This is a genomic window from Winogradskyella endarachnes (genome assembly GCF_009741275.1).
GTDB classification, from domain to species: domain Bacteria; phylum Bacteroidota; class Bacteroidia; order Flavobacteriales; family Flavobacteriaceae; genus Winogradskyella; species Winogradskyella endarachnes.
The window spans coordinates 794,755-816,847 of sequence record NZ_WOWS01000002.1 but is presented as its reverse complement, the minus strand read 5'-3'; the positions used below and the strand labels follow the sequence as shown (position 1 = coordinate 816,847).

19 protein-coding genes are annotated in these 22,093 nt (G+C 32.2%); 11 read left to right on the top strand and 8 right to left on the bottom strand.

Going from position 1 to position 22,093, the window contains the following annotated elements:
- Nucleotides 1-26: 26 nt before the first annotated feature.
- Entirely contained in the window at nucleotides 27-653 is a 627-nt protein-coding gene (trhA, locus tag GN138_RS08315) for a PAQR family membrane homeostasis protein TrhA (protein ID WP_157363328.1), read from the bottom strand.
- Nucleotides 637-1,356, bottom strand: coding sequence for a DUF4294 domain-containing protein (locus tag GN138_RS08310; RefSeq protein WP_157363327.1), 720 nt, complete (start codon nucleotides 1,354-1,356; stop codon nucleotides 637-639). The genes trhA and GN138_RS08310 overlap by 17 nt, the downstream gene beginning before the upstream one ends.
- A 125-nt stretch (nucleotides 1,357-1,481) precedes the next feature.
- Here GN138_RS08310 and GN138_RS08305 point away from each other — a divergent pair, with 125 nt between their 5' ends.
- The 7 genes from GN138_RS08305 (at nucleotide 1,482) to GN138_RS08275 (ending at nucleotide 8,379) form a co-directional block, all read left to right on the top strand.
- Nucleotides 1,482-2,570 (top strand): M42 family metallopeptidase, encoded by a 1,089-nt coding sequence (locus GN138_RS08305; RefSeq protein ID WP_157363326.1) that lies wholly within the window; start codon nucleotides 1,482-1,484, stop codon nucleotides 2,568-2,570.
- Nucleotides 2,571-2,648: 78 nt separating this feature from the next.
- Nucleotides 2,649-3,206 (top strand): NUDIX hydrolase, encoded by a 558-nt coding sequence (locus tag GN138_RS08300; RefSeq protein WP_157363325.1) that lies wholly within the window; start codon nucleotides 2,649-2,651, stop codon nucleotides 3,204-3,206.
- Nucleotides 3,203-3,880: a PrsW family intramembrane metalloprotease gene (locus GN138_RS08295; RefSeq protein WP_157363324.1), complete on the top strand. Its 678-nt coding sequence runs from the start codon at nucleotides 3,203-3,205 to the stop codon at nucleotides 3,878-3,880. The genes GN138_RS08300 and GN138_RS08295 overlap by 4 nt, the downstream gene beginning before the upstream one ends.
- A gap of 117 nt (nucleotides 3,881-3,997) precedes the next feature.
- The gene (locus GN138_RS08290) at nucleotides 3,998-4,477 is read left to right on the top strand and encodes an acetyl-CoA carboxylase biotin carboxyl carrier protein subunit (RefSeq protein ID WP_157363323.1); all 480 of its coding nucleotides are present in this window, start codon (nucleotides 3,998-4,000) and stop codon (nucleotides 4,475-4,477) included.
- A 142-nt stretch (nucleotides 4,478-4,619) separates the two neighbouring features.
- On the top strand, nucleotides 4,620-6,059 hold the full coding sequence (accC, locus tag GN138_RS08285) for an acetyl-CoA carboxylase biotin carboxylase subunit (RefSeq protein ID WP_157363322.1): 1,440 nt from the start codon (nucleotides 4,620-4,622) through the stop codon (nucleotides 6,057-6,059).
- Nucleotides 6,060-6,144: 85 nt separating this feature from the next.
- The gene (locus tag GN138_RS08280; RefSeq protein WP_157363321.1) at nucleotides 6,145-7,686 is read left to right on the top strand and encodes an acyl-CoA carboxylase subunit beta; all 1,542 of its coding nucleotides are present in this window, start codon (nucleotides 6,145-6,147) and stop codon (nucleotides 7,684-7,686) included.
- A gap of 57 nt (nucleotides 7,687-7,743) precedes the next feature.
- Nucleotides 7,744-8,379, top strand: coding sequence for a hypothetical protein (locus GN138_RS08275; RefSeq protein WP_157363320.1), 636 nt, complete (start codon nucleotides 7,744-7,746; stop codon nucleotides 8,377-8,379).
- 49 nt (nucleotides 8,380-8,428) lie between these two features.
- On the opposite strand, the gene GN138_RS08270 is transcribed toward GN138_RS08275, so the two are convergent.
- Complete coding sequence (locus GN138_RS08270) at nucleotides 8,429-8,875, bottom strand: DinB family protein (RefSeq protein ID WP_157363319.1); 447 nt, start codon at nucleotides 8,873-8,875, stop codon at nucleotides 8,429-8,431.
- 82 nt (nucleotides 8,876-8,957) lie between these two features.
- Between GN138_RS08270 and GN138_RS08265 the strand changes: the two genes are divergently transcribed.
- The gene (locus GN138_RS08265) at nucleotides 8,958-10,154 is read left to right on the top strand and encodes a multidrug effflux MFS transporter (RefSeq protein WP_157363318.1); all 1,197 of its coding nucleotides are present in this window, start codon (nucleotides 8,958-8,960) and stop codon (nucleotides 10,152-10,154) included.
- A gap of 12 nt (nucleotides 10,155-10,166) precedes the next feature.
- Here the strand turns inward: GN138_RS08265 and GN138_RS08260 are convergent, their stop codons facing one another.
- Nucleotides 10,167-10,787 carry an L-threonylcarbamoyladenylate synthase gene (locus GN138_RS08260; protein ID WP_157363317.1) on the bottom strand — a complete coding sequence of 207 codons (621 nt, stop codon included), beginning with the start codon at nucleotides 10,785-10,787 and terminating at the stop codon, nucleotides 10,167-10,169.
- 47 nt (nucleotides 10,788-10,834) lie between these two features.
- Here GN138_RS08260 and GN138_RS08255 point away from each other — a divergent pair, with 47 nt between their 5' ends.
- On the top strand, nucleotides 10,835-11,698 hold the full coding sequence (locus tag GN138_RS08255) for an alpha/beta hydrolase (RefSeq protein ID WP_157363316.1): 864 nt from the start codon (nucleotides 10,835-10,837) through the stop codon (nucleotides 11,696-11,698).
- Here GN138_RS08255 and GN138_RS08250 read toward each other — a convergent pair.
- Nucleotides 11,695-14,034, bottom strand: coding sequence for an ATP-dependent helicase (locus tag GN138_RS08250; protein WP_157363315.1), 2,340 nt, complete (start codon nucleotides 14,032-14,034; stop codon nucleotides 11,695-11,697). The two genes, GN138_RS08255 and GN138_RS08250, sit on opposite strands and share 4 nt — an antisense overlap.
- 103 nt (nucleotides 14,035-14,137) lie before the next feature.
- On the bottom strand, nucleotides 14,138-15,703 hold the full coding sequence (locus tag GN138_RS08245; protein WP_157363314.1) for a hypothetical protein: 1,566 nt from the start codon (nucleotides 15,701-15,703) through the stop codon (nucleotides 14,138-14,140).
- 126 nt (nucleotides 15,704-15,829) lie between these two features.
- Here GN138_RS08245 and GN138_RS08240 point away from each other — a divergent pair, with 126 nt between their 5' ends.
- Nucleotides 15,830-16,351, top strand: a complete 522-nt coding sequence (locus GN138_RS08240) for a DUF7935 family protein (RefSeq protein WP_157363313.1) — start codon at nucleotides 15,830-15,832, stop codon at nucleotides 16,349-16,351.
- A 97-nt stretch (nucleotides 16,352-16,448) separates the two neighbouring features.
- On the opposite strand, the gene GN138_RS08235 is transcribed toward GN138_RS08240, so the two are convergent.
- Both GN138_RS08235 and GN138_RS08230 read right to left on the bottom strand, forming a co-directional pair.
- The gene (locus GN138_RS08235) at nucleotides 16,449-17,333 is read right to left on the bottom strand and encodes a patatin-like phospholipase family protein (protein WP_157363312.1); all 885 of its coding nucleotides are present in this window, start codon (nucleotides 17,331-17,333) and stop codon (nucleotides 16,449-16,451) included.
- Nucleotides 17,333-19,309, bottom strand: coding sequence for a M1 family metallopeptidase (locus GN138_RS08230; RefSeq protein WP_157363311.1), 1,977 nt, complete (start codon nucleotides 19,307-19,309; stop codon nucleotides 17,333-17,335). Before GN138_RS08230 ends, GN138_RS08235 begins: the two co-directional genes overlap by 1 nt.
- A 222-nt stretch (nucleotides 19,310-19,531) precedes the next feature.
- Here GN138_RS08230 and GN138_RS08225 point away from each other — a divergent pair, with 222 nt between their 5' ends.
- The gene (locus GN138_RS08225) at nucleotides 19,532-22,069 is read left to right on the top strand and encodes a DUF559 domain-containing protein (protein ID WP_157363310.1); all 2,538 of its coding nucleotides are present in this window, start codon (nucleotides 19,532-19,534) and stop codon (nucleotides 22,067-22,069) included.
- Nucleotides 22,070-22,093: the final 24 nt, after the last annotated feature.

The window sequence follows — 22,093 nt, the reverse complement described above, 5'->3', positions numbered from 1 at the left end:
TCATTGAAAAAATAAAACATTGCTATTTATATGACATACATATAAATCATAAAAAAGTGACAAATTGCACCTGCTAAAACAAACAAATGCCAAATAACATGATTATATGGTATTTTATGAAAAGCATAAAATATAATACCAACTGTGTAAAATAAACCACCCGCAAATAACCATAAAACACCTTGCGAACCTAGAGCTGCAGATGCATTTGTAAAATCAAAAATAATTAACCAACCCATTACCAAATATAAAAGGGTTGAAAAAATCTCAAAACGTCCTGTAAAGAATAATTTTAAAATAACACCAAACAAAGCTATTCCCCAAACCGTCCAAAAAAGTGTCCAACCAAGACTCTCTGTTAATGAGATTAACAAAATTGGCGTATATGTACCTGCAATAAGAAGATAAATACTTACATGGTCTACAATTCTAAAATAATGTTTTTGTTTTTCATCTTCTATAGAATGGTATAGTGTTGATGCCGTAAACAGAATAATTATAGACAATCCATAAACAATAACACTAAACAAATGCCAAGGTTGCGCATTATCTGTTTTTATTATAAAAAGAATTAAAGCCACTAAACCCAGAACCGCACCAAAACCATGTGTCCATGCATTTAACTTCTCTTCATGTTTAGTTTGAACCCGCATTTTTAGTTTTTACAGTATTTTTAGCCGTATCTTTTTGCCTCTTTTTAGTCCATTTGTTATAACAGGCGTAAAAATCAATATCAAATGCCGGTTCTTGTCTAATTAAGCGTTCGTTTCTAAAAGCGCGTTGTAAAATATCTTCTATAAGATAATCTTCTTCCTCTTCTATCGGAATAAATTCTTTTTTTAAAGAAATATCAAAAACACTCGCGGTACTATTAAACCAAAAAGCGCGCCAACCACTGCGTAATTCTTTAATAAGTTCAAAAGTAGTTTTTCCGGTTTGTCGGTGAATAAGCTTTACCAAAATCTGACCTTCCGTTTTTGTAAGCTTTTTTAGTTCAGCAGAAAACTCATCTTCAATATACCTCTGTATAACCTTTGCGTATCGTTTTTTATCGCGCTTTCGTTCTAAACCATCTAAACGCTCTTGCAAGGCTTCTAAACGTTCCGCTGCAAGCTTTGCATACGGATAAACCTTCAAGGTTTTTCGTCTTAAAATAATATATCTAATTCTCGCTGCTTTATCTGCAAACTTTAAATTAGGTAATACTACAACTTCTTTTAACTCTACTTCTGTTACAGGTACAGAATCAATTATCATATAGTGTACATCTACAGAATCTTGATCATGCTCCACAGGTCTTTCTTGGGCTGTTAATGCCACAGAAAAAAATAACCAAATGTAGAATATATACCTCATCAATTTCTATAATGCTAAAATCGTTCCAAAAATTCAATTTTAATACTATTCAAAATTAGTAATATTTATAATCTATAACCCTAAATTAGTATTAATATTATTATTTTTAAAGAAAATTTACACAGATGGCTAAAAAACAATTATTGAATAAAAAGTCAATAGACTTTTTAGAGAAATATTTAAATAACGCCTCACCTACAGGTTACGAGTGGGAAGGCCAAAAAATATGGATGGATTATCTAAAACCATACGTAGATGAATTTATCACAGACACTTATGGAACTGCAGTTGCAGTAATAAACCCTAAGGCAAAATATAAGGTTGTTATTGAAGGACATGCTGATGAAATCTCTTGGTATGTTAACTATATTTCAGATAACGGCTTACTATATGTAATTAGAAACGGTGGAAGCGACCACCAAATTGCACCAAGTAAAGTTGTTAATATTCATACAAAAAAAGGTATTGTGAAAGGTGTTTTTGGTTGGCCTGCAATCCATACCAGAAGCAGAGCTAAAGAACAAGCACCAAAACCAGATAATATCTGTATTGATATTGGAGCAAAAGATAAAGAAGAAGTTGAAAAAATGGGTGTTCATGTGGGTTGTGTTATCACCTATCCAGATGAGTTTCATATTTTAAACAAAGACAAATTTGTTTGTAGAGCTTTAGATAACCGAATGGGTGGATTTATGATTGCTGAAGTAGCCCGTTTACTTAAAGAAAATAAGAAAGAATTACCTTTTGGACTTTATATTACTAACTCCGTACAAGAAGAAATTGGCTTACGTGGTGCCCAAATGATTACCGAAACCATTAAACCAAACGTCGCTATTGTTACAGATGTAACTCATGATACAACAACTCCTATGATAGACCAAAAGGTACAAGGTTATGCCGAAATTGGTAAAGGTCCTGTTGTAGCATATGCACCTGCTGTACAACAAAAATTACGCGATTTAATTACAGATACTGCAGAAGACAAAAAAATTCCTTTTCAGCGCGCTGCACTATCTAGAGCAACCGGAACAGATACTGACGCTTTTGCATACAGTAATGGAGGTGTGGCTTCTGCCCTAATTTCTTTACCACTACGTTATATGCATACAACTGTAGAAATGGTACATAGAGATGATGTTGAAAATGTCATTAAATTAATTTATGAAACATTGCTCAAAATAGAAGACGGAGAAACATTTAGTTATTTTAAATAACTAGCTAAATTAGATTTGGAAAAACAATAATAATAAAGACCTCAAAGGTTTCAAAATCTTTGAGGTCTTCTTGCAACTATGGACGAAATTATAGACATCGTAGATAAAAACGGTAAACCTACAGGTAAAACTGCTTTAAAATCCGAAGCGCATACTAAAGGATTGTATCACAACACTATACATTTATGGTTATATACCTCTAACGGCGAAATTCTTTTACAACAACGCTCTCATAAAAAATTAATTTTCCCTTTGCTTTGGGATGTTTCTGCAGCCGGACATATTGACGCAGGCGAAACATTTATACAAGCTGCTTTGCGCGAAACTAAAGAAGAACTTGGCGTACAACTAGAAGCGAACAACTTAAAACATGTTGGTGTTTTTCTACACGAAACATCTTATAATGATGGTACCATACAAGATAACGAATTTCATCAGGTTTTTATAGCCAAATTAAAAGTACCTATTACTGATTTAGTAATTCAAGAATCAGAAGTCGAAGCTGTAAAACTCGTATCTTTTTCTGAATTTGAAACCTTATTAAATAACAGCAAAACTAATAACCATTTTGTAAGCAGTAATACCGATTATTATAAATTTATACTAAAAACCATCCAAAATATATCCTCTACATGAACACCATCTTGCTCGCCATTGCTCCAGTTTTTAGTATCATTTTATACATTTATATTCAAGACAAACATGAAAAAGAACCGAGAAAACTATTGATTTTTAGTTTTCTACTTGGTGCCATAATAAGTGTACTCATTGTATTTGCACTCTATTTTTTTACCGGAAGATTTATACCTGTTACTGATAAATTTAGTGTTTGGCAGCAATTTATACAAGCCTTTGTAGTCGTTGCCTTGTCTGAAGAATTTAGTAAATACGTTATTGTAAAATATTATGCGCAGCCTAAAAAAGCATTTAACGAACCTTACGACGGCATTATATATGCAGTAATGGTTTCCATGGGTTTTGCCTGTACAGAAAATTTAATGTACGTTATAGAAGGTGGTTACCAAACGGCCATAGTAAGAGCATTTACAGCAGTACCAGCACATGCTACGTTTGGTGTTTTAATGGGTTATTTTATGGGTAAAGCAAAATTCTCTAACAATAGATTGGTATTAAATTTAACAGGTTTACTGCTAGCAACCTTGTTTCATGGTGCTTATGATTTCTTCTTATTTATCAATTTTATTCCAGGAATTTCAACTGGTGCTTTTGTATCCTTAGTTATAGGATTATTTTTATCCCGTAAAGCCATTAAAAAACATCAAGACCATTCTCACTTTAAACCCTCATAATTAATATTGAATAACAATTTGTATTAAATTATGATATTCTCAAAATATCCTTTCTAATTTCATTTTTTGTTTGCTTTTTTCGTTATAACTTAGCAATTATATAACAAATTATAGCATATGTATAAAATTAATGTTAACACTACAGATACTTTTAAATTATCAAAAGACACTTTAAAAGCTCTAGATAGTGTAGAAATTTCTTCAGATACTTATCATATTCTTCATGAAAACACATCTATAAAAGCCAAAGTTTTAAAATCTGATTTCAACAAAAAAACATTTAAAATTAAAGTTAACAACAACACTTATAACGTTGATATTCAAGATCAGTTAGACCAACAAATTGAGGCACTAGGGTTTGAAATCGGTGCATCAAGACAAGTTAACGACATTAAAGCTCCAATGCCAGGGTTAATATTAGAAATTACAGTAAAAGTTGGCGATTATGTAAAAGAAAACGACACGTTATTAATTCTTGAAGCCATGAAAATGGAAAATGTAATACACTCACCACGTGAGGGCATAATAAAATCTATTAAAGTTAACGAAAGAGAAACCGTAGAAAAGAACACACTTTTAATTGAGTTTGAATCTTAATCGTTTCCATTAATGCATGTACTTTACTAGATGGCACATGTTAAAAACACAGAGGTATAAAATCTAAATACAGATAAAATTAAAAAAGACACCTATTTACTAAAGGTTAAAGTTGAAATACTGAAAACAAATTCAGCATAAAATGAGAAAAATATTAATAGCTAACAGAGGTGAAATCGCTATAAGAGTGATGACAACTGCTAAAAAAATGGGCATTAAAACAGTGGCTGTATTTTCTGAAGCCGACCGAAATTCGCCACATGTAAAATATGCAGACCAAGCCGTTTGTATTGGTCCAGCACCTTCTAATGAATCCTATTTAAAAGGTGATAAAATTATAGAAGTAGCAAAATTACTTAATGTAGACGCCATACATCCTGGTTATGGTTTTTTAAGTGAAAATGCTGATTTTGCAGCATTATGCGAAGACCATAATATCATTTTTATAGGGCCGCGTTCTAAGGCTATTAAATTAATGGGCAATAAATTAGCAGCTAAAGAAACCATAAAGGATTATAACATACCATTGGTACCAGGAACAGACAAGGCCATTACTGATATTTCTGAAGCTAAACAAATAGCAAATAACATAGGTTTCCCAATTCTTATTAAAGCATCTGCTGGTGGAGGCGGAAAAGGAATGCGTATAGTTGAAAGCGAAAAGGAATTTGAATCGCAAATGAATAGAGCCATCAGTGAAGCAACATCGTCTTTTGGAGATGGTTCTGTGTTTATTGAAAAGTATGTAGCTTCTCCAAGGCATATTGAAATTCAGGTTATGGCAGATACCCATGGTAATATCATCCATCTTTTTGAGCGCGAGTGTTCTATACAACGTAGACACCAAAAAATAATAGAAGAAGCACCTTCTTCAGTCTTAACACCAGAACTAAGAAAAAAAATGGGTGAAGCTGCCATAAATGTAGCACGTTCTTGTGATTATGTTGGCGCTGGAACTGTTGAGTTTTTATTAGATGAGAACCTAAATTTTTACTTCTTAGAAATGAATACCAGATTGCAAGTAGAGCACCCTGTAACCGAGTGGATTTCTGGAGTAGATTTAGTAGAGCTTCAAATTAAAGTAGCTCGAGGAGAAACGTTAAATATTAAGCAAGACGATTTAAAAATTAATGGTCATGCGTTAGAACTGAGAGTTTATGCAGAAGATACAATGAACGATTTTTTACCAAGTGTTGGTAAATTAGAGGTATATAAACTTCCTGAAGGCGAAAATATAAGAGTAGATAATGGCTATGAAGAAGGCATGGATATTCCTATTTACTACGACCCAATGTTATCTAAACTGATTACTTACGGAAATACAAGAGAAGAAGCCATTGCATTAATGATAACAGCAATAAATAATTATCAAATAGAAGGTGTACAAAGTACTTTACCTTTTGGTCGCTTTGTTTGTGAGCACGATGCTTTTAGAAGTGGAAATTTTGATACACATTTTGTTAATAACCACTATTCATTTAGCTTATTAAAACAGCAACATGTCTTAGAGGCAGAAATTGCAGCAAAAATTGCATTAAAACATTTTTTAAAAGAACAGAAAATTTTAAGAATACCTGAATAGTCTTTAGTCAAAAAAAAATATTAAAATTAAAAGTTTTCCGTTTTTGCGACTTCGCGGTAAACAGATAGCGAGAAATACAGAAATTATGAATTCTAAAATAAAAACCCTTAACGATAAACTAACCTTAGCCAAATTAGGAGGAGGACAAGCGAGAATAGATAAACAACATCAAAAGAAAAAGCTAACTGCAAGAGAGCGTGTTTTATATCTTTTAGATGAAGGCTCTTTTGAAGAAATTGGAGCTTTAGTAACACATAGAACTAAAGATTTTGGTATGGCAGACCAACAATTTTATGGCGATGGTGTTGTTACTGGTTATGGCACAGTAAACGGAAAACTGATTTATGTTTTTGCTCAAGATTTTACCGTTTTTGGAGGTTCATTATCTGAAACACATGCCGAAAAAATCTGTAAAATTATGGATATGGCTGTAAATGTTGGTGCTCCAATTATTGGTCTAAACGACTCTGGAGGCGCGCGAATTCAAGAGGGTGTGCGTTCTTTAGGAGGTTATGCAGATATATTTTACAGAAATGTTCAGGCTTCTGGTGTTATTCCTCAGATTTCTGCGATTATGGGACCTTGTGCTGGTGGCGCGGTGTACTCACCTGCTATGACTGATTTTACATTAATGGTTGAAAACACAAGCTATATGTTTGTAACAGGACCAAATGTTGTAAAAACAGTTACTAATGAAGAAGTCACCAGTGAAGAATTAGGAGGCGCAAGTGTACATTCTTCAAAATCTGGTGTGGCTCATAAAACATCCTCTAATGACGTAGAATGTTTAGAAGACCTTAAAACTTTATTAAGCTATGTACCACAAAGCAACAAGTGTAAGGTAGATGATATTCCCTATGTTTTTAAAGACGAAGTGAGAGATGTATTATCATCTATAGTGCCAGACAACCCAAATAAACCTTACGATATGCATCACATTATTGAAGGTATAATTGATGAAAATTCTTTTTACGAAATCCATAAAGATTATGCTGAAAATATTATTGTAGGTTTTGCACGTTTAGGCGGAAAAAGTATTGGTATTGTTGCCAATCAACCTATGTTTTTGGCTGGTGTGTTAGATGTAAATAGCTCTAAAAAAGCAGCACGATTTGTACGTTTTTGCGATTGTTTTAATATTCCGTTATTAGTCTTAGAAGATGTACCTGGATTTTTACCTGGTACAGACCAAGAGTGGAATGGTATTATCTCCAATGGTGCTAAATTATTATATGCCTTTAGCGAAGCTACTGTACCAAGAATTACAGTGATTACAAGAAAAGCATATGGTGGTGCATATGATGTAATGAATTCTAAACATATTGGTGCTGACATGAACTTTGCTTGGCCAAATGCCGAAATTGCCGTAATGGGTGCAAAAGGTGCAGCAGAAATTATCTTTAAACGTGAAATTTCTGAAGCAGAAGACAAAGAGGCTAAATGGAAAGAAAAAGAAGCTGAATATGCCGATCTATTTGCAAATCCTTATAGTGCAGCAAAACGCGGCTTTGTGGACGAAGTAATTTTACCACAAAACACAAGACAAAAACTAATAAAAGCGTTTAGTATGCTAAAAAATAAAGATGTCTCAAAACCTAAGCGTAAACATGGTAACATTCCGTTATAACCTGCGCAATGCAAATATGCTGTAATTTTTGTATCTTTATTTTATCACTTTAGATTAATGAATAAGGTTTTAAAATATATAACTTTTGTGCTTATACTATCCTCTTGTGCTTCAAAAAAACTGGTGCAAAAGCTACAATTACAAAGTGATATTTCTAAAATTAAGGAAACAACTTACGCTATAGAAAATGGCAACAAAACCCAGATAGAACTGAAACATATTGAACTTACCAAAAACGGTAGGGTTAAATATTCTGAAACTTTCAATGAAAAAAATGACCTTATTGAAACCGTTGAAAAGAAGTTGTTTTTTAATAAAAAATCATTCCCTAATAAAGAACCATACTATTGTAAAACACGCTGGAAATTTAATCAAAAGGAGCGTATAAGCTGTTATAGTCAGAAAACAGACAAACAAAATGAAATTATTGTGCAATACAATAAAGACGGTACTGTAAAACATATTACAGATAACTTTACTACTTTTAATAAGTACATTTACAGATATGGTACAACTATTAAAAGCGATACTTTATTAACAATAATAACTTTAAATAAAGACCGAAAGGAAACAGAAAAAACAACGCTTCGGTGTTTAGAAAAAGATGCTTCTGATAACTGTATAGAACTTCAAAAAACATATAATTCCACTCAAAAAATTGAAATTATAGAACGTGATTTTACCTATAACTAAAGTAACAACTTCGTTTAAAAAACAATTCTACAGTTTTAATTATTCAAATTTATTTATCTAATAATCGTCTATGATAATTTATCTGACCCAAATGATAAGCCAAATGAGACGCTAAATGCACTAAAAAATACCCAATAGTCATTGGGTCTTTAAAAACCTGAGGCTTATAGTCTTTTTGTAACATATTGGGAGTTATTTTGTTTAATGTATTTTCCACAATACGTATGGTTTTATTAAGCTCAGATAGTAATTCTGACTTAGGGATATCCCTTAAAGAAAATTCTAAATCACGATCTCTAACATAACCCGAATCTCCCAAAATTGCGCCAATAAAGTGGTTTAAATTTGCTAATAAATGAAGTACTAAAGTTCCTGAAGAATTAGTCACTAATCCATCTATTTTCCACAGGTTTTTTTCGTCTTTATAAAGACTAATTTCTTCCTTTATTTTTTCTAAATCTCTAGTAAATATTTTGATTAAAGTTTTAGTAAGCATATGGCATTATTTAATACTTAATTTAAGTTTTTATTAATACTGTGAGTAATCAAAAATAGACATTAATTCTTACTTTTGCGCCATGCAAAATCAAAAACGGTCTCAGTTAGAATTTGTGGTATTAATGGCAGCATTAATGTCTATTGTAGCCTTATCCATAGATGCTGTTTTACCTGCACTTCCAAAAATAGGCACATATTTAAGCAGTGTTAACGAAACCGAAAACCAAAAACTTATTACTACAATTTTTTTAGGACTTGGGTTTGGCCAATTAATTTTTGGGCCACTTTCAGACAGTTTTGGCCGTAAACCTATGGTTTATTTAGGTTTTGGAGTATTTGTTGTAGCATCACTTATTTGTATTACCACCAAGAATTTTGAAATGATGTTGTTAGGACGTATTTTACAAGGTGTTGGTTTATCATCACCAAGAACCATGAGTATTGCTATTGTAAGAGACTCTTACAGTGGTGACCATATGGCTAAAATACTGTCTATTGTAACAATGACCTTTATTTTAGTACCAGTAATTGCACCAATGCTAGGGCAGTTTTTACTCCATCATTTTGGTTGGCATTCTATTTTTAGTGTTAACCTTGCTTTTGGTGCACTTATAATGCTTTGGTTTTGGAAACGTCAACCAGAAACATTGCAAGAGCAACACCGAAAAACCTACCACCTTTCTATATTTAAAACAGGTACTTTAACGTTTTTCAGAATAAAATCTGCCGTTATATACACAATACTTTCTGGTTTAATTACTGGGTCTTTTATGGTGTATTTAAGTACCTCTCAACAAATCTTTCAGGTACAGTATAATTTAGGTGATTTATTTCCATACATATTTGCCAGTTTAGCGATTACTATAGGACTATCTACTTTTTTAAATAGTGCCATAGTAATGCGATTTGGCATGTGGAACCTTGTAAACATTGCCTTATTAACTTTTGTTTCTATAGCTTTAGTTTATGTCGTTCTCTTTTGGTCTGGTGTAAATCCTCCTGTAGGTGTTTTAATTGTTTTTTTAATGCTTCAATTTGCAAGTGTTGCATTTTTGTTTGGTAATTATAGAGCTTTAGCTATGCAACCCATGGGACATATTGCAGGAATTGGTTCTGCATTAAATGGCTTTATTTCTACAATAATGGCTGTACCTATTGCCAATTATATTGGTAGTTTTATTAAAACTTCAGTTTTACCGTTATTTATTGGTTTCTTGGTTACTGGTTTAATTGCGCTGGTTTTATTTTACAGCGTAAAAAAACCTGTTAGAGAGTAAGCCTTATATTTTCTAAAAAATCTCTAAATTTCCCTTACCTTCTCTAACAACCTCTGGCACACCTGTAGATAAATCTATAATGGTAGATGCCTCATTATCGCCATAACCACCATCAATAACTATATCTACTAATTTATCCCATTTTTCTAATATTAACTCTGGATCTGTGGTATATTCTAAAACATCGTCTTCATCTCTAATGGATGTAGAAACTATAGGATTTCCTAATGCCGACACTAAAGCTAGAGCTATTGAATTATCTGGCACTCTAATCCCTACAGTTTTTCTTTTTTTAAATGGATTTGGTAAATTTTTAGAGCCTGGTAAAATAAATGTATATGGTCCTGGTAAAGCTCGTTTTAAAATTTTAAATGTAGTAGTATCAATCTGCTTTACATAATCACTGAGGTTACTTAAATCTTCACATACAAATGAAAAGTTAGATTTTTCAAGTTTAACACCTTTTATTTGAGCAATACGCTCTAATGCTTTAATATTAGTAATATCACAGCCTAAACCATAAACGGTATCTGTTGGGTAAATAACTAATCCTCCACGCTTCAACACATTAACAACCTTTTGAATTTCTTTTGGATTGGGGTTTTCTGGATATATTTTAACAAATTCAGCCATAATAACTATATTTAGGACGCGTTTACAAAGTAACTACATTTTTTATTATGAAACATTTTAAATTAGCTTTAGTCTTTTTGGTTTCTATATCCATATTTATTTCATGTTCATCAAATAACTCTGCGGATGATGAACAAGATGTTTTAGACCCACTAGAATCTTACACCGAACTTAATGTATCATACGGTTCTGACAGCGACCAAGTATTCGATTTATACTTACCTGCTAACCGAACTACAGCTACCAAAACCATTATTTTAGTCCATGGTGGTGGTTGGTCTTCTGGCGATAAAGAAGACATGAACGATTTTAAAGATTATATTTTAGAACAAATGCCATCTTATGCCGTGGTTAATATTAATTACCGTTTAGCAGATGCCAACAATGATGCCTACCCAATGCAAATAAATGATATTACAAGTGTAGTAGATTACTTAGAAAACAATGAAGACTATTATACTATTTCTAATGCTATTGGTTTTGTTGGTGTAAGTGCTGGTGCGCATTTATCGTTATTATGGAGTTATGGTTTTGATACTAATAGCCAAACTGAAATGGTTTGTAGTGTTGTTGGCCCTACCAATTTTACAGACCCTGCATATTTAGAAAATACAGACCCTATTTTACAGTTACTTTTAATGAACTTAGGTATAGACACCTCAACGTCTTATCTAGAAGAAATAAGTCCTTATCATAGAGTAACTGCATCTGCGCCACCAACAATTATGTTTTATGGTGGTAATGATCCATTAATCCCAACAACACAAGGCACTGCGTTACGAGATAAACTAGAAGAACTTAATGTAACTCATGAATTTACTTTATACCCTGAAGAAGGGCATGGTTGGGTTGGACTAAATCTTATTGATACAACGACTAAGCTTCAAAACTTTATACAGACCTATCTTTAATCTTGCTTAGTTCTTAACACTTCAAGCTTTGCAAAGCGCAACAGTAATTTTTTTGTATCACCATTCTGAAATTTTATTTCAGCTTTTGCATCTGCACCTTTTCCTTCAATATTAATAACTTGACCTCTTCCAAAACGTTGATGATTTACAGTTCTACCAACTGTTAAATCACTGTTATATGTTGTAGTATCAGTTTTAGAATTATCTATTTTTTTCAGTCGTTTTGGTGTACTTATTTTAAAGTTTTCAGGTTTTTTGTTCATCTCTTTTTTCTGAATCTTTGGGGTTTTAGGTTTTGCAAATCTTACGCGATTTGGCTCTACATCTCCAAATATAGAAGCGTCTAACATTGGGTTAAAACGCTCTTTTAATGGTGTGGTTATATTTATAAATTCGTCATCAATTTCTTCGATAAAACGACTAGGTTCTGCATCTATTAATTTTCCCCAACGGTAACGCGATAAGGTATATGTTAAATACGCTTGTTTTTCTGCTCTTGTTAAGGCTACATAAAATAAACGTCGTTCTTCTTCTAATTCACTTCTTGTGTTCATACTCATGGCACTAGGAAATAAATCCTCTTCCATACCTACAATAAATACGTGTCCAAATTCTAATCCTTTTGCCAAGTGAATTGTCATCAAAGCTACATGATCTGGATCACCTTTATCTCCATCCAAATCTGTTGCCAACGCAATATCTTCTAAAAATTCTGCTAAAGAATCACCAGCATCTGCCAATTCTATTTGTCCTTCAACAAAATCTTTAATACCATTAAGAAGTTCTTGTACGTTATCCATTTTAACAACGCCTTCAGGAGTTCCATCTTTTCCTAATTCTCTAACTAAACCACTAGTTTTAGTTACATGCTCTGCTAAATCAAAAGCATTTGCTGTTTGGTTCATTACTTTGTAACTTTCAATAAGTGTTACAAAATCTCGAAGCTTATTTTTAGTTCCATTATTAATGTTAATATTAACTGAATCAAGATTCTTAATAACATCATATATGGTTTGCCCTGTAGCATTTGCCGCAACAATTAAACGATCAACTGTGGTTTGACCAATACCTCTCGCCGGATAATTAATAACTCGTTTTAATGCTTCCTCATCTGCAGAATTAAGAATTAAACGCAAATATGCTGTAACATCTTTAATCTCTTTACGCTGGTAAAATGATAAACCTCCATAAATTCTATACGGAATATCTCGTTTACGCAAGGCATCTTCAATTGCTCTAGATTGCGCATTGGTTCTATACAAAACCGCAAAATCACTGTTGTGCAATTGCTGATTCATTTTAGTTTCCCAAATAGTACTTGCTACGTAACGACCTTCGTCTCCATCTGTCATTGCTCTGTGAACAATCACTTTTTCTCCAACGTCATTGGCGGTCCAAACTACTTTGTCTAATTTAGTTTTATTATGCTCTATTACAGAATTTGCTGCTCCCACAATGTTTTTTGTAGAACGGTAATTCTGCTCTAGTCTAAACATTTTTACGCCATCATAATCCTTCTGAAAGTTTAAGATGTTATTAATATTAGCACCACGAAACGCATAAATACTCTGTGCATCATCACCTACTACACATATATTTTGAAAACGGTCTGCCAATGCTCTTACAATTAAGTATTGAGAATGGTTTGTATCTTGGTACTCATCTACCAAGATATATCTAAACCTATCTTGATACTGTGCCAAAACATTAGGAAAACGTGTTAAAAGCTCATTGGTTCTTAATAATAAATCATCAAAATCCATGGCTCCAGCCTTAAAACAACGATCTACATATTCTTTGTAAATTTCTCCCATTCTTGGACGCCTTGCCATGGCATCTGCTTCCATTAATTCTGGATTCTTAAAATAGGCTTTTACCGTAACTAGGTTGTTTTTATATGAAGAGATTCTGCTGTAAACTTGCTTTGTTTTATAGATATCTTTATCGAGTCCCATTTCTTTAATAATAGAACCCATTAACTTTTGTGAATCTTGCGTATCGTAGATTGTAAAATTACTTGGAAAACCTAAATGATGTCCTTCAAAACGAAGAATTTTAGCAAAAACCGAGTGAAATGTACCCATCCATAGATTTTTTGCTTCACTATCACCAACAATATCTGCAATTCTACCTTTCATCTCTTTTGCAGCTTTATTGGTAAAAGTTAAAGCCAAAATATTAAAGGGATCAACTCCTTTACTCATTAAGTACGCTATACGATACGTAAGCACTCGAGTTTTCCCAGAACCTGCACCAGCAATGATAATCATTGGTCCATTAACCTGAATTGTAGGTTCTAGTTGTGCGTCATTAAGTTGACTGAGATATTTTTCCAAGATAAAATTTTTTGAAGCTGTAAATTTACGGATACTCTCTTTGTTATCCGAATTGAAAGCCATTAAATATTAAAACATTGTCTTAAAACATTGATTTTAAATACTATTTAATAACACCTTTACCTGTCATAGCTGCTAATAAACCCTGTTTTACATTTAACCAAATGTAATTAAAAACAGATTTAGTAACATCGCGCTCTACTTTGTAATCTTGTCCATAACGAAAATTATTTTTAGTTTCATTACTGTTTTTAGATACAATTAGGTTGACTAGTTTAGATAACAACCTATTTTTTTCTTTACCATTCTTTTTTAAAATAGCAACCTCAAAATCATTGTATTTCATTTTTAAATCTACACGAGAAGCTTTCTTATTACCGCTTATGGTAAAATAGGTTTGTTGTAATTGGCCATTTAAATCTATATTAAGATTAGCATTAGTAAACTGATCTAACTGATCGGCATTAAACAATCCTAAATCTGCTTTAAAACTAAATTGATCTGTATTATCGTTGACTTTAAAATCCCAACGGACTGCTAAACTAGAATTGTCCATAAATGTAGAATTCACCTTAATTTGCGTCTCTTCACTTCCATTAATATTACCTAAATTCACAATGGTTGCATTAAGATTTGTAAAATCTAAACGACCTGCTGATTTATCTTCATTAACTTTTTCTAAGTAAGCTATTTTTCCGTTTGTGATTTCCACTAAATGTATGTTTAAATTAAAATCTAAGTCCCTTAATAGCTGAGAGTACAATGGTTTTTTCTTTAGGTCATCTGTTACTAATTTATCTCTGTAAATTTCAGTTTCAGGTGTAACTACATTCATTTCTTTAGATGTTAAATAGAAACTATTTTCTATGTTGAATCCATAGTCTAAATCATTTAACTTTAATTGTTTTATGTTAAGCTGGAAGTGATCGCGTTCCACGTTCAAAATTTTAGAATATTCTTGTCTATTGTATTTTGTTTTAATCTGAAATTCATTAAAAACAGCATAGTCATCAGTTATCTCTATTGTGTTTGCGAATAAATCATCAAACGTATTCATTGCCCATTTTACGTTAGAAGCTGATACTTTAAAATCTTTAAATTTTATTTTATTAGAAATATTTGAAGCTTCGGGTTGTATTTGAAGCTCTTTTAATTCAAAATTAAACTTAGGCAGACTCAATAATGTAGAATCTGTTTCAGAATTTAAAACTAAAACATCTGCATTGTTAAAATCAACTTTTTCGACATGTATAATCTGTTTCAATTTCTCTAAAATTCCTTTATTATAAGAGCTGCGCTTAACTTTAGGATTATACTTATAGTTTACAACTAATTGATCCAGAATTAGATAATTTATAGAGATCTGATCATTTATTAAAAAATCATAATAACCAATATCTTTTATCTCAATTGTTTTTAATTCTGCATTAAGAATTGGTTGATCTGTTATTTCACCAATTACACTCAATTGAGGTAATTTTATGGCCACATTTCCAGTCCAAATATTAGCTTTAATTGATGTGTATTGCAATTGTATTGTTTTAGGCAAACCTTGCAGCACCTTTTTTATCTGGCGTTCTACGGCATAATTACCCCAAAGTGTAACGACTATAGCTACTAAAATTATGACGGATAAATTGATAAGTGTTTTTTTATGTTTTTGAATCATAGTTAGTGCTATTAATTTTTAAAATCTTTAAAATAAATTACCTTTACAGCTTAAAGTTTGAATTTAGGATAATCAAGACTTGTTTTTTGACTAATAAAAATTTAATCTTAACTCAAAACAAACAGAATGGATATAGATAAGGTACTAGAACTTCTTTTTAACATTGCACCAGCTTTAATTGTTGGTGTCATTGCATATTACTTTTTTAAAATGCATACAGATAACGAAACCAATAGAAGAAATTTTCTGTTACAAAAAGATTTACAAAAAGAAACGTTTCCATTGCGTTTACAAGCCTACGAGCGTATGGCACTTTTTTTAGAGCGTATTTCGCCTTCAAAATTATTAACTAGAGTTAACCCAACATCTTCTAATAAAGAAGATTATGAAACTTTACTTATTGCCACCATAGAACAAGAATTTGAGCATAATTTATCACAGCAAATATATGTAAGTGACCAATGTTGGTCTATTACGCAGGCAGCTAAAAATGCAACCATTCAGTTAATTAGAAAATCTACAATGCAAGAGGGTACAGATTCTGCTAATAAATTACGTGAAGTGGTTTTAACGGAATTAATGGATAAACCAGCACCAAGTAATGCTGCACTTGCTTTTATAAAGCAAGAGGTTAGTGACATGTGGTAGGCTAATTGTCTTTAAACTACTTATAAGGTTATATAGTGAGATGATGTTGTTATTACTATTGTCCCTCAACCAAAGACTAATCAGTATTTATTAACAATTATTTTTCGTGGCGTTTTTCGGCATAATCAAATCCTTCGTGCCACCATTTTTCCATAAGACGTTTGCTAAAAATTAAGGAGTTTTCCGTTAAACTTGTTGGTGTATAGTACAAGTTTAGTTTTACACCTCTATTCTTTGCTGCCAACTTACCAATCATAATATCATTTCGTTCTACTTGGTTAAGCAAATGACTAAATAAATTTATCATTAATGAAAAGGGGTTTTTACCCAGTACTTTTTGCTTCCCTAAAGTTTCTGCTTCTAAAACTATGGCATCAACTTCTGTTGCACCTCTTAAAATAGCTTCTCTTATTGGTATTACACTTCCTAAACCACCATCTGCATATTCATAACCATCTACTTTGGCTAAAGACATAAAAGGAATGTAGTTGCAAGAAATCCATATCCAATTACAGAATTCTTCATAAGAACATTCTTGTATAGACTTATATTCTACTCTATTTAAAGAAAGATTAGCTACAGTAACAACAACATCGTGCTTTTCTTTTCTTATTTTCAAATACTCATTATAAGTTACATGTTTTCTTATGTGTTTTCTTAACGCCTTACTTTCACCAAAAGTACGTTTGCGCCTCATAAACTGCCAAAGGGAGTTTATAAAATCTATGGAGACGTATTCTCTATCTCCTTTTTTTCTTTGAATAAATGGACTTACACTAAAAATATCGTGCTGTTGCACATTGGTAAAAATATCATACAATTTACCTATTTCTCCTGCTGCTAAGTGTGGCACTAATAAGCTTCCTGTAGAAGTACCTAAAAACATATCGTAATTATGTTTTTTGTGCTCCATTAAATATTGCGCTACACCACCTGCAAATGCACCTTTACTTCCTCCTCCAGATATGACTAAAGCCCGCATTAATTTTTGTTTTCTTCTATTTTTTTAATTAAATCTTTTGCAAACTTAACCATTCTCCAATTATGATGCGATTTTGCTTTTTCTAACTCAGCAATACAGTCTTTATCGCAAGATTTCATTATGTAAAGATAATTAAATGCGCTCATTCTTAAATCCGCATTATACGCTTCTCCTGTATACTGTTTTAATTCATTGAAGAGTTCATATTTATTATCGGCTTCGTAAAATGGTGTATTTAAGTTTAATGCAATCCATAATAAACGCACATTTTTATCATTAAAACCAACAACATCTCTTGTTTTAGCTAAATACTTAGCACGATCTGCCGGAAAATTTGTCCAAAGATTATACAAAGCACTCTCAATAGTTATATAAGACATATCGTCTAATAAAGACTCGTATTCTTTTTTTAAATTCTTAGGGATTTGAGTGACATGCTGTGCAATAGCTTGTCTAACTTTAAGACCATTTTTAAAAGTATCTGCGGTTACCAAATCTGGTACTTGAGAAATAATTTTAGCTTTAGCTTCATCTGAGATATAATACTTTAGCTGCTCTGCACATTTAGAAGATTGCGCTTCACAATCTACTATTGCATATTCATTAACAAAAACAGACTGCTTCTTAAGTATTTCAAAGGCTTGTTCGTATGGAAAATCTTTACTGACAATCCAATAATTAACAAAGCTAGTTAACGATTTACCATATAACTTCTGGACTTCAGCAATAAAATCCTTAGTTTCAACATTACTAAACTGATATTTTGTTAGATAGTTTTTTACGGCTTTTTTAAACACAGCATCACCAACTTTATATTTTAACGCATGCAATACAAAAGCACCTCGTTGATAAAACGTTAAACTACTTGCCTTCTCATCTAATAGCGATGTGCCATTACCTGTTAAATCTTGCCGACTTAAATCGAGTACATTTTGCAACAGTTTAAAATAAAAATAATCATCACCAAAAATATCGCGTTCGGCTAACAGTGCGTAATACGTAGCAAAACCCTCTTGTAACCAATGGTGTTTACCAGATTTTGCCGTTACCAAATCACCAAACCACTGATGTGCTAATTCGTGCGCATTAACATTTACATAATTTCTATCATTAAAACCAATAGAATCCACCACAAAAGCATCTGAAAATATAGTAAGACTTGTGTTTTCCATTCCAGAATATAAAAAATCATGAACAGGAACTTGTTTATAATTTTGCCATGGATATGGGACACCTATTTCTTCTTCTAAAAAATCGAACATTTGTTTGGAGTAACGATACGTTGGTTCAAATTTTAAAGAATCTTCTGGATAATAGTAATATTCTAATGGAATTCCGGATTTAGAAGTCTCAGTTTTCTTATTATACTTACCAATAGCTAGTGCCACTAAGTAGCTGGACATTGGTTTTTTCATGTCAAATTCATATTGCTTTTTACCGATATGATTTAACCTTTTACTTGAAACATATTTACCATTTGATAGAACCTCGTAGCCATCATCAAAAACTATATTCAAGTCAAACTCAACTTTTTCATTTACATCATCAAAACTTGGCAGCCAATTACTCGTATACTTACCCTGTCCTTGTGTCCATATTTGAATTTCATTATTCTGTTTAGTAAAATATATAGCTTTTTCAGGATAAGCTTCATAATCAAAAGAAAGCAGATAAGTTTCGCCTTTTTGAAAGTTATATTTCAACCACAATTTATCGCTACTATTAATAAAATTAAAGTTTTCTGTAGACTGATTAATCAATTCTACAGATTTAAATTCAAAATTCCTTGCATCGATAAAAATAGAGTCTACTGATTGTAAAATTTTAAAGGTATATGTACCAGCACCCATTACCTTTGATGAATCTACTTCAAAACCAATCGTTGCCTCTAACTTTTCAAAATCCACATAATCCGTCTGCTGAGCAAAGGAAAAACTAGTAATTAATACACATAAATAGATAATAGAATTCTTCATAAATAGATATAAAACAAGAATAAGACCAAAATAGAGATTTTATACCATTACTAAAAGTTAGCTCATAGAAATAACATAAAATTATAGAATTTACACATTAATATCTAAGATTAAAAGATTTCTGCCTTAGCAGGTATAACAGAGCACAACTAAGCAAAACAAAGTTTAATTCTTCAAACAATGGGATTCCTGCTTTCGTAGGAATTAATTAAATTCGCAATTATGAGTGTGAATTTACAAACTCCCATTGATTACCTCAAAGGTGTTGGCCCAAACCGCGCAGATGTATTGCGTTCGGAGTTAGGTATACACACGTATCAAGACCTCATCAACCTATTCCCAAATAGATATATAGACAAAACTCAATATTATAAAATAAATCAGTTACAACGCAATGGTGCCGAAGTGCAGATTATAGGAAAATTAATGGGTTTTAAAGAGGTGGCACAAAAACGTGGTAAACGCTTAGTTGCTAACTTTAGAGATGACACAGGACAAATGGAATTGGTTTGGTTTCGTGGTCAAAAATGGATTAGAGAAAGTCTTAAACCTGGACAGACCTATGTAATTTTTGGAAAAACGAATTGGTTTGGTGGAAAATACAGCATGCCTCACCCTGAAATAGAATTAAAAAAAGATCACGAAAGTAATCTACGTTCTGCCATGCAAGCTATATATCCTTCAACTGAAAAATTATCGAATAAAGGCATTACAAACAAAGTAACTTCCAAAATAATGCAGCAATTATTTTTGGAAACTAAAGGTCGATTTTCTGAAACATTACCAGATTCTATTTTGAAAGAATTAAAATTAATTTCAAAATCAGAAGCCCTTTTTAATATTCATTTCCCTAAGACACCAAAGCTTTTAGCAAGAGCAAAATTTAGATTAAAGTTTGAAGAATTATTTTACATTCAACTGCAATTAATTATTAAAAATCTTATTCATAAATCTAAAATAAAAGGCTTTACTTTTGATAAAGTTGGCAACTATTTTAATACGTTCTATAAAGAGCATTTACCCTTTGATTTAACCAATGCACAGAAACGCGTTTTAAAAGAAATTAGAAACGATTTGGGTAGTAATGCCCAAATGAATCGGCTTTTACAAGGCGATGTAGGTTCTGGTAAGACCATTGTAGCCTTTATGTCAATACTCATGGGACTTGACAATGGTTTTCAATGCTGCCTCATGGCGCCTACTGCTATTTTGTCAGTTCAACACTACCAAGGTTTAAGTGAGCTATGTAAACCATTAGGAATCAGTATTTCATTACTCACTGGCTCAACTAAAACTTCAGAACGAAAAATTATTCATGAAAATTTAGAAAACGGGAGTTTACAACTCTTAATTGGCACACACGCGCTTCTTGAAGATAAAGTAAAATTTAAGAATTTAGGACTCGCAATTATTGATGAGCAACATCGATTTGGAGTTGCACAAAGGTCAAAATTATGGAAAAAAAGCCCTCCTCAATCCTCCCAAAAGGAGGCAGCCAGAGCTGTTCTAAAAAAATATAAAACTGCTCGTCCATCGACTTATAATTTAATGAAAGAATTTCAGCATGAAAACAAAAACAATAGCACTGAAGCTGAACGTATTTTATGGGAATGTTTGAGAGCAAAAAAGCTAGATACCAAATTTAGAAGACAACATATTATTGATGAATTTATTGTAGATTTTGTAAACCTTGAAAAAAACTTAGTTGTAGAAGTTGATGGAGGTTATCACAATAGTTTAGAACAAACTGAAATTAATGAAATCAGAACGCTAATTTTAAAGGATTTAGGGTTTAAAGTGATTCGTTTTAAGAACGAAGAAGTCATAGGGAGTATAGATAATGTTTTAAATAAAATTCAGGAAACTTTGAAAAGTCTCCCCTCTGAGGAGATTAGAGGAGCTTTTATCCCACCACATATTCTTGTCATGACTGCAACACCAATTCCGAGAACCTTGGCGATGTCTGTTTATGGTGACCTAGACATTTCAATTATTGACGAATTACCAGCCGGAAGAAAACCTATAAAAACGGTTCATAGATATGACAATAATCGACTTAAAGTTTTCAAGTTTATGAAAGACGAAATTGCTTTAGGCCGACAAATCTATATTGTCTATCCATTAATTCAGGAAAGCGAAAAAATGGATTATAAAGATTTGATGGATGGTTATGAAAGTGTCTCTAGAGAATTCCCAATGCCAGATTATCAAATATCTATTGTACACGGAAAAATGAAACCTGCAGACAAGGATTATGAGATGCAACGTTTTGCAAACGGAGAAACCCAAATTATGGTAGCCACAACCGTTATTGAAGTTGGTGTAAATGTTCCAAATGCGTCTGTAATGATAATTGAGAGCGCTGAACGTTTTGGCTTATCGCAATTGCATCAGTTACGCGGACGTGTTGGTAGAGGTGCAGAACAAAGTTATTGTATTTTAATGACCAGCCATAAACTTAGCCAAGACAGTAAAACAAGATTAGAAACAATGGTACGCAGTAGCGATGGTTTTGAAATTGCCGAAGTGGATTTAAAACTACGCGGACCAGGTGACATTATGGGAACACAACAAAGTGGTGTATTAAATCTTAGAATTGCAGATATTGTAAAAGACAAGGATATATTAGAACAAGCACGTTACTATGCTAAAAACGTACTTAAAACCGACCCAAGCCTAGCTTTACCAGACCATAAAATGATTCTTTTTACTTACCGCCAAATGAGTAAGTTTAAAAACATTTGGAACTACATAAGTTGAAACAAAAAAAGGAGACACTGTAGG

Bases quoted from the DNA above. Each gene is read 5' to 3' on its own strand.
- trhA (WP_157363328.1), bottom strand. From the start codon at position 653: ATGCGGGTTCAAACTAAACATGAAGAGAAGTTAAATGCATGGACACAT.
- GN138_RS08310 (WP_157363327.1), bottom strand. From the start codon at position 1,356: ATGAGGTATATATTCTACATTTGGTTATTTTTTTCTGTGGCATTAACA.
- GN138_RS08305 (WP_157363326.1), top strand. From the start codon at position 1,482: ATGGCTAAAAAACAATTATTGAATAAAAAGTCAATAGACTTTTTAGAG.
- GN138_RS08300 (WP_157363325.1), top strand. From the start codon at position 2,649: ATGGACGAAATTATAGACATCGTAGATAAAAACGGTAAACCTACAGGT.
- GN138_RS08295 (WP_157363324.1), top strand. From the start codon at position 3,203: ATGAACACCATCTTGCTCGCCATTGCTCCAGTTTTTAGTATCATTTTA.
- GN138_RS08290 (WP_157363323.1), top strand. From the start codon at position 3,998: ATGTATAAAATTAATGTTAACACTACAGATACTTTTAAATTATCAAAA.
- accC (WP_157363322.1), top strand. From the start codon at position 4,620: ATGAGAAAAATATTAATAGCTAACAGAGGTGAAATCGCTATAAGAGTG.
- GN138_RS08280 (WP_157363321.1), top strand. From the start codon at position 6,145: ATGAATTCTAAAATAAAAACCCTTAACGATAAACTAACCTTAGCCAAA.
- GN138_RS08275 (WP_157363320.1), top strand. From the start codon at position 7,744: ATGAATAAGGTTTTAAAATATATAACTTTTGTGCTTATACTATCCTCT.
- GN138_RS08270 (WP_157363319.1), bottom strand. From the start codon at position 8,875: ATGCTTACTAAAACTTTAATCAAAATATTTACTAGAGATTTAGAAAAA.
- GN138_RS08265 (WP_157363318.1), top strand. From the start codon at position 8,958: ATGCAAAATCAAAAACGGTCTCAGTTAGAATTTGTGGTATTAATGGCA.
- GN138_RS08260 (WP_157363317.1), bottom strand. From the start codon at position 10,787: ATGGCTGAATTTGTTAAAATATATCCAGAAAACCCCAATCCAAAAGAA.
- GN138_RS08255 (WP_157363316.1), top strand. From the start codon at position 10,835: ATGAAACATTTTAAATTAGCTTTAGTCTTTTTGGTTTCTATATCCATA.
- GN138_RS08245 (WP_157363314.1), bottom strand. From the start codon at position 15,703: ATGATTCAAAAACATAAAAAAACACTTATCAATTTATCCGTCATAATT.
- GN138_RS08240 (WP_157363313.1), top strand. From the start codon at position 15,830: ATGGATATAGATAAGGTACTAGAACTTCTTTTTAACATTGCACCAGCT.
- GN138_RS08235 (WP_157363312.1), bottom strand. From the start codon at position 17,333: ATGCGGGCTTTAGTCATATCTGGAGGAGGAAGTAAAGGTGCATTTGCA.
- GN138_RS08230 (WP_157363311.1), bottom strand. From the start codon at position 19,309: ATGAAGAATTCTATTATCTATTTATGTGTATTAATTACTAGTTTTTCC.
- GN138_RS08225 (WP_157363310.1), top strand. From the start codon at position 19,532: ATGAGTGTGAATTTACAAACTCCCATTGATTACCTCAAAGGTGTTGGC.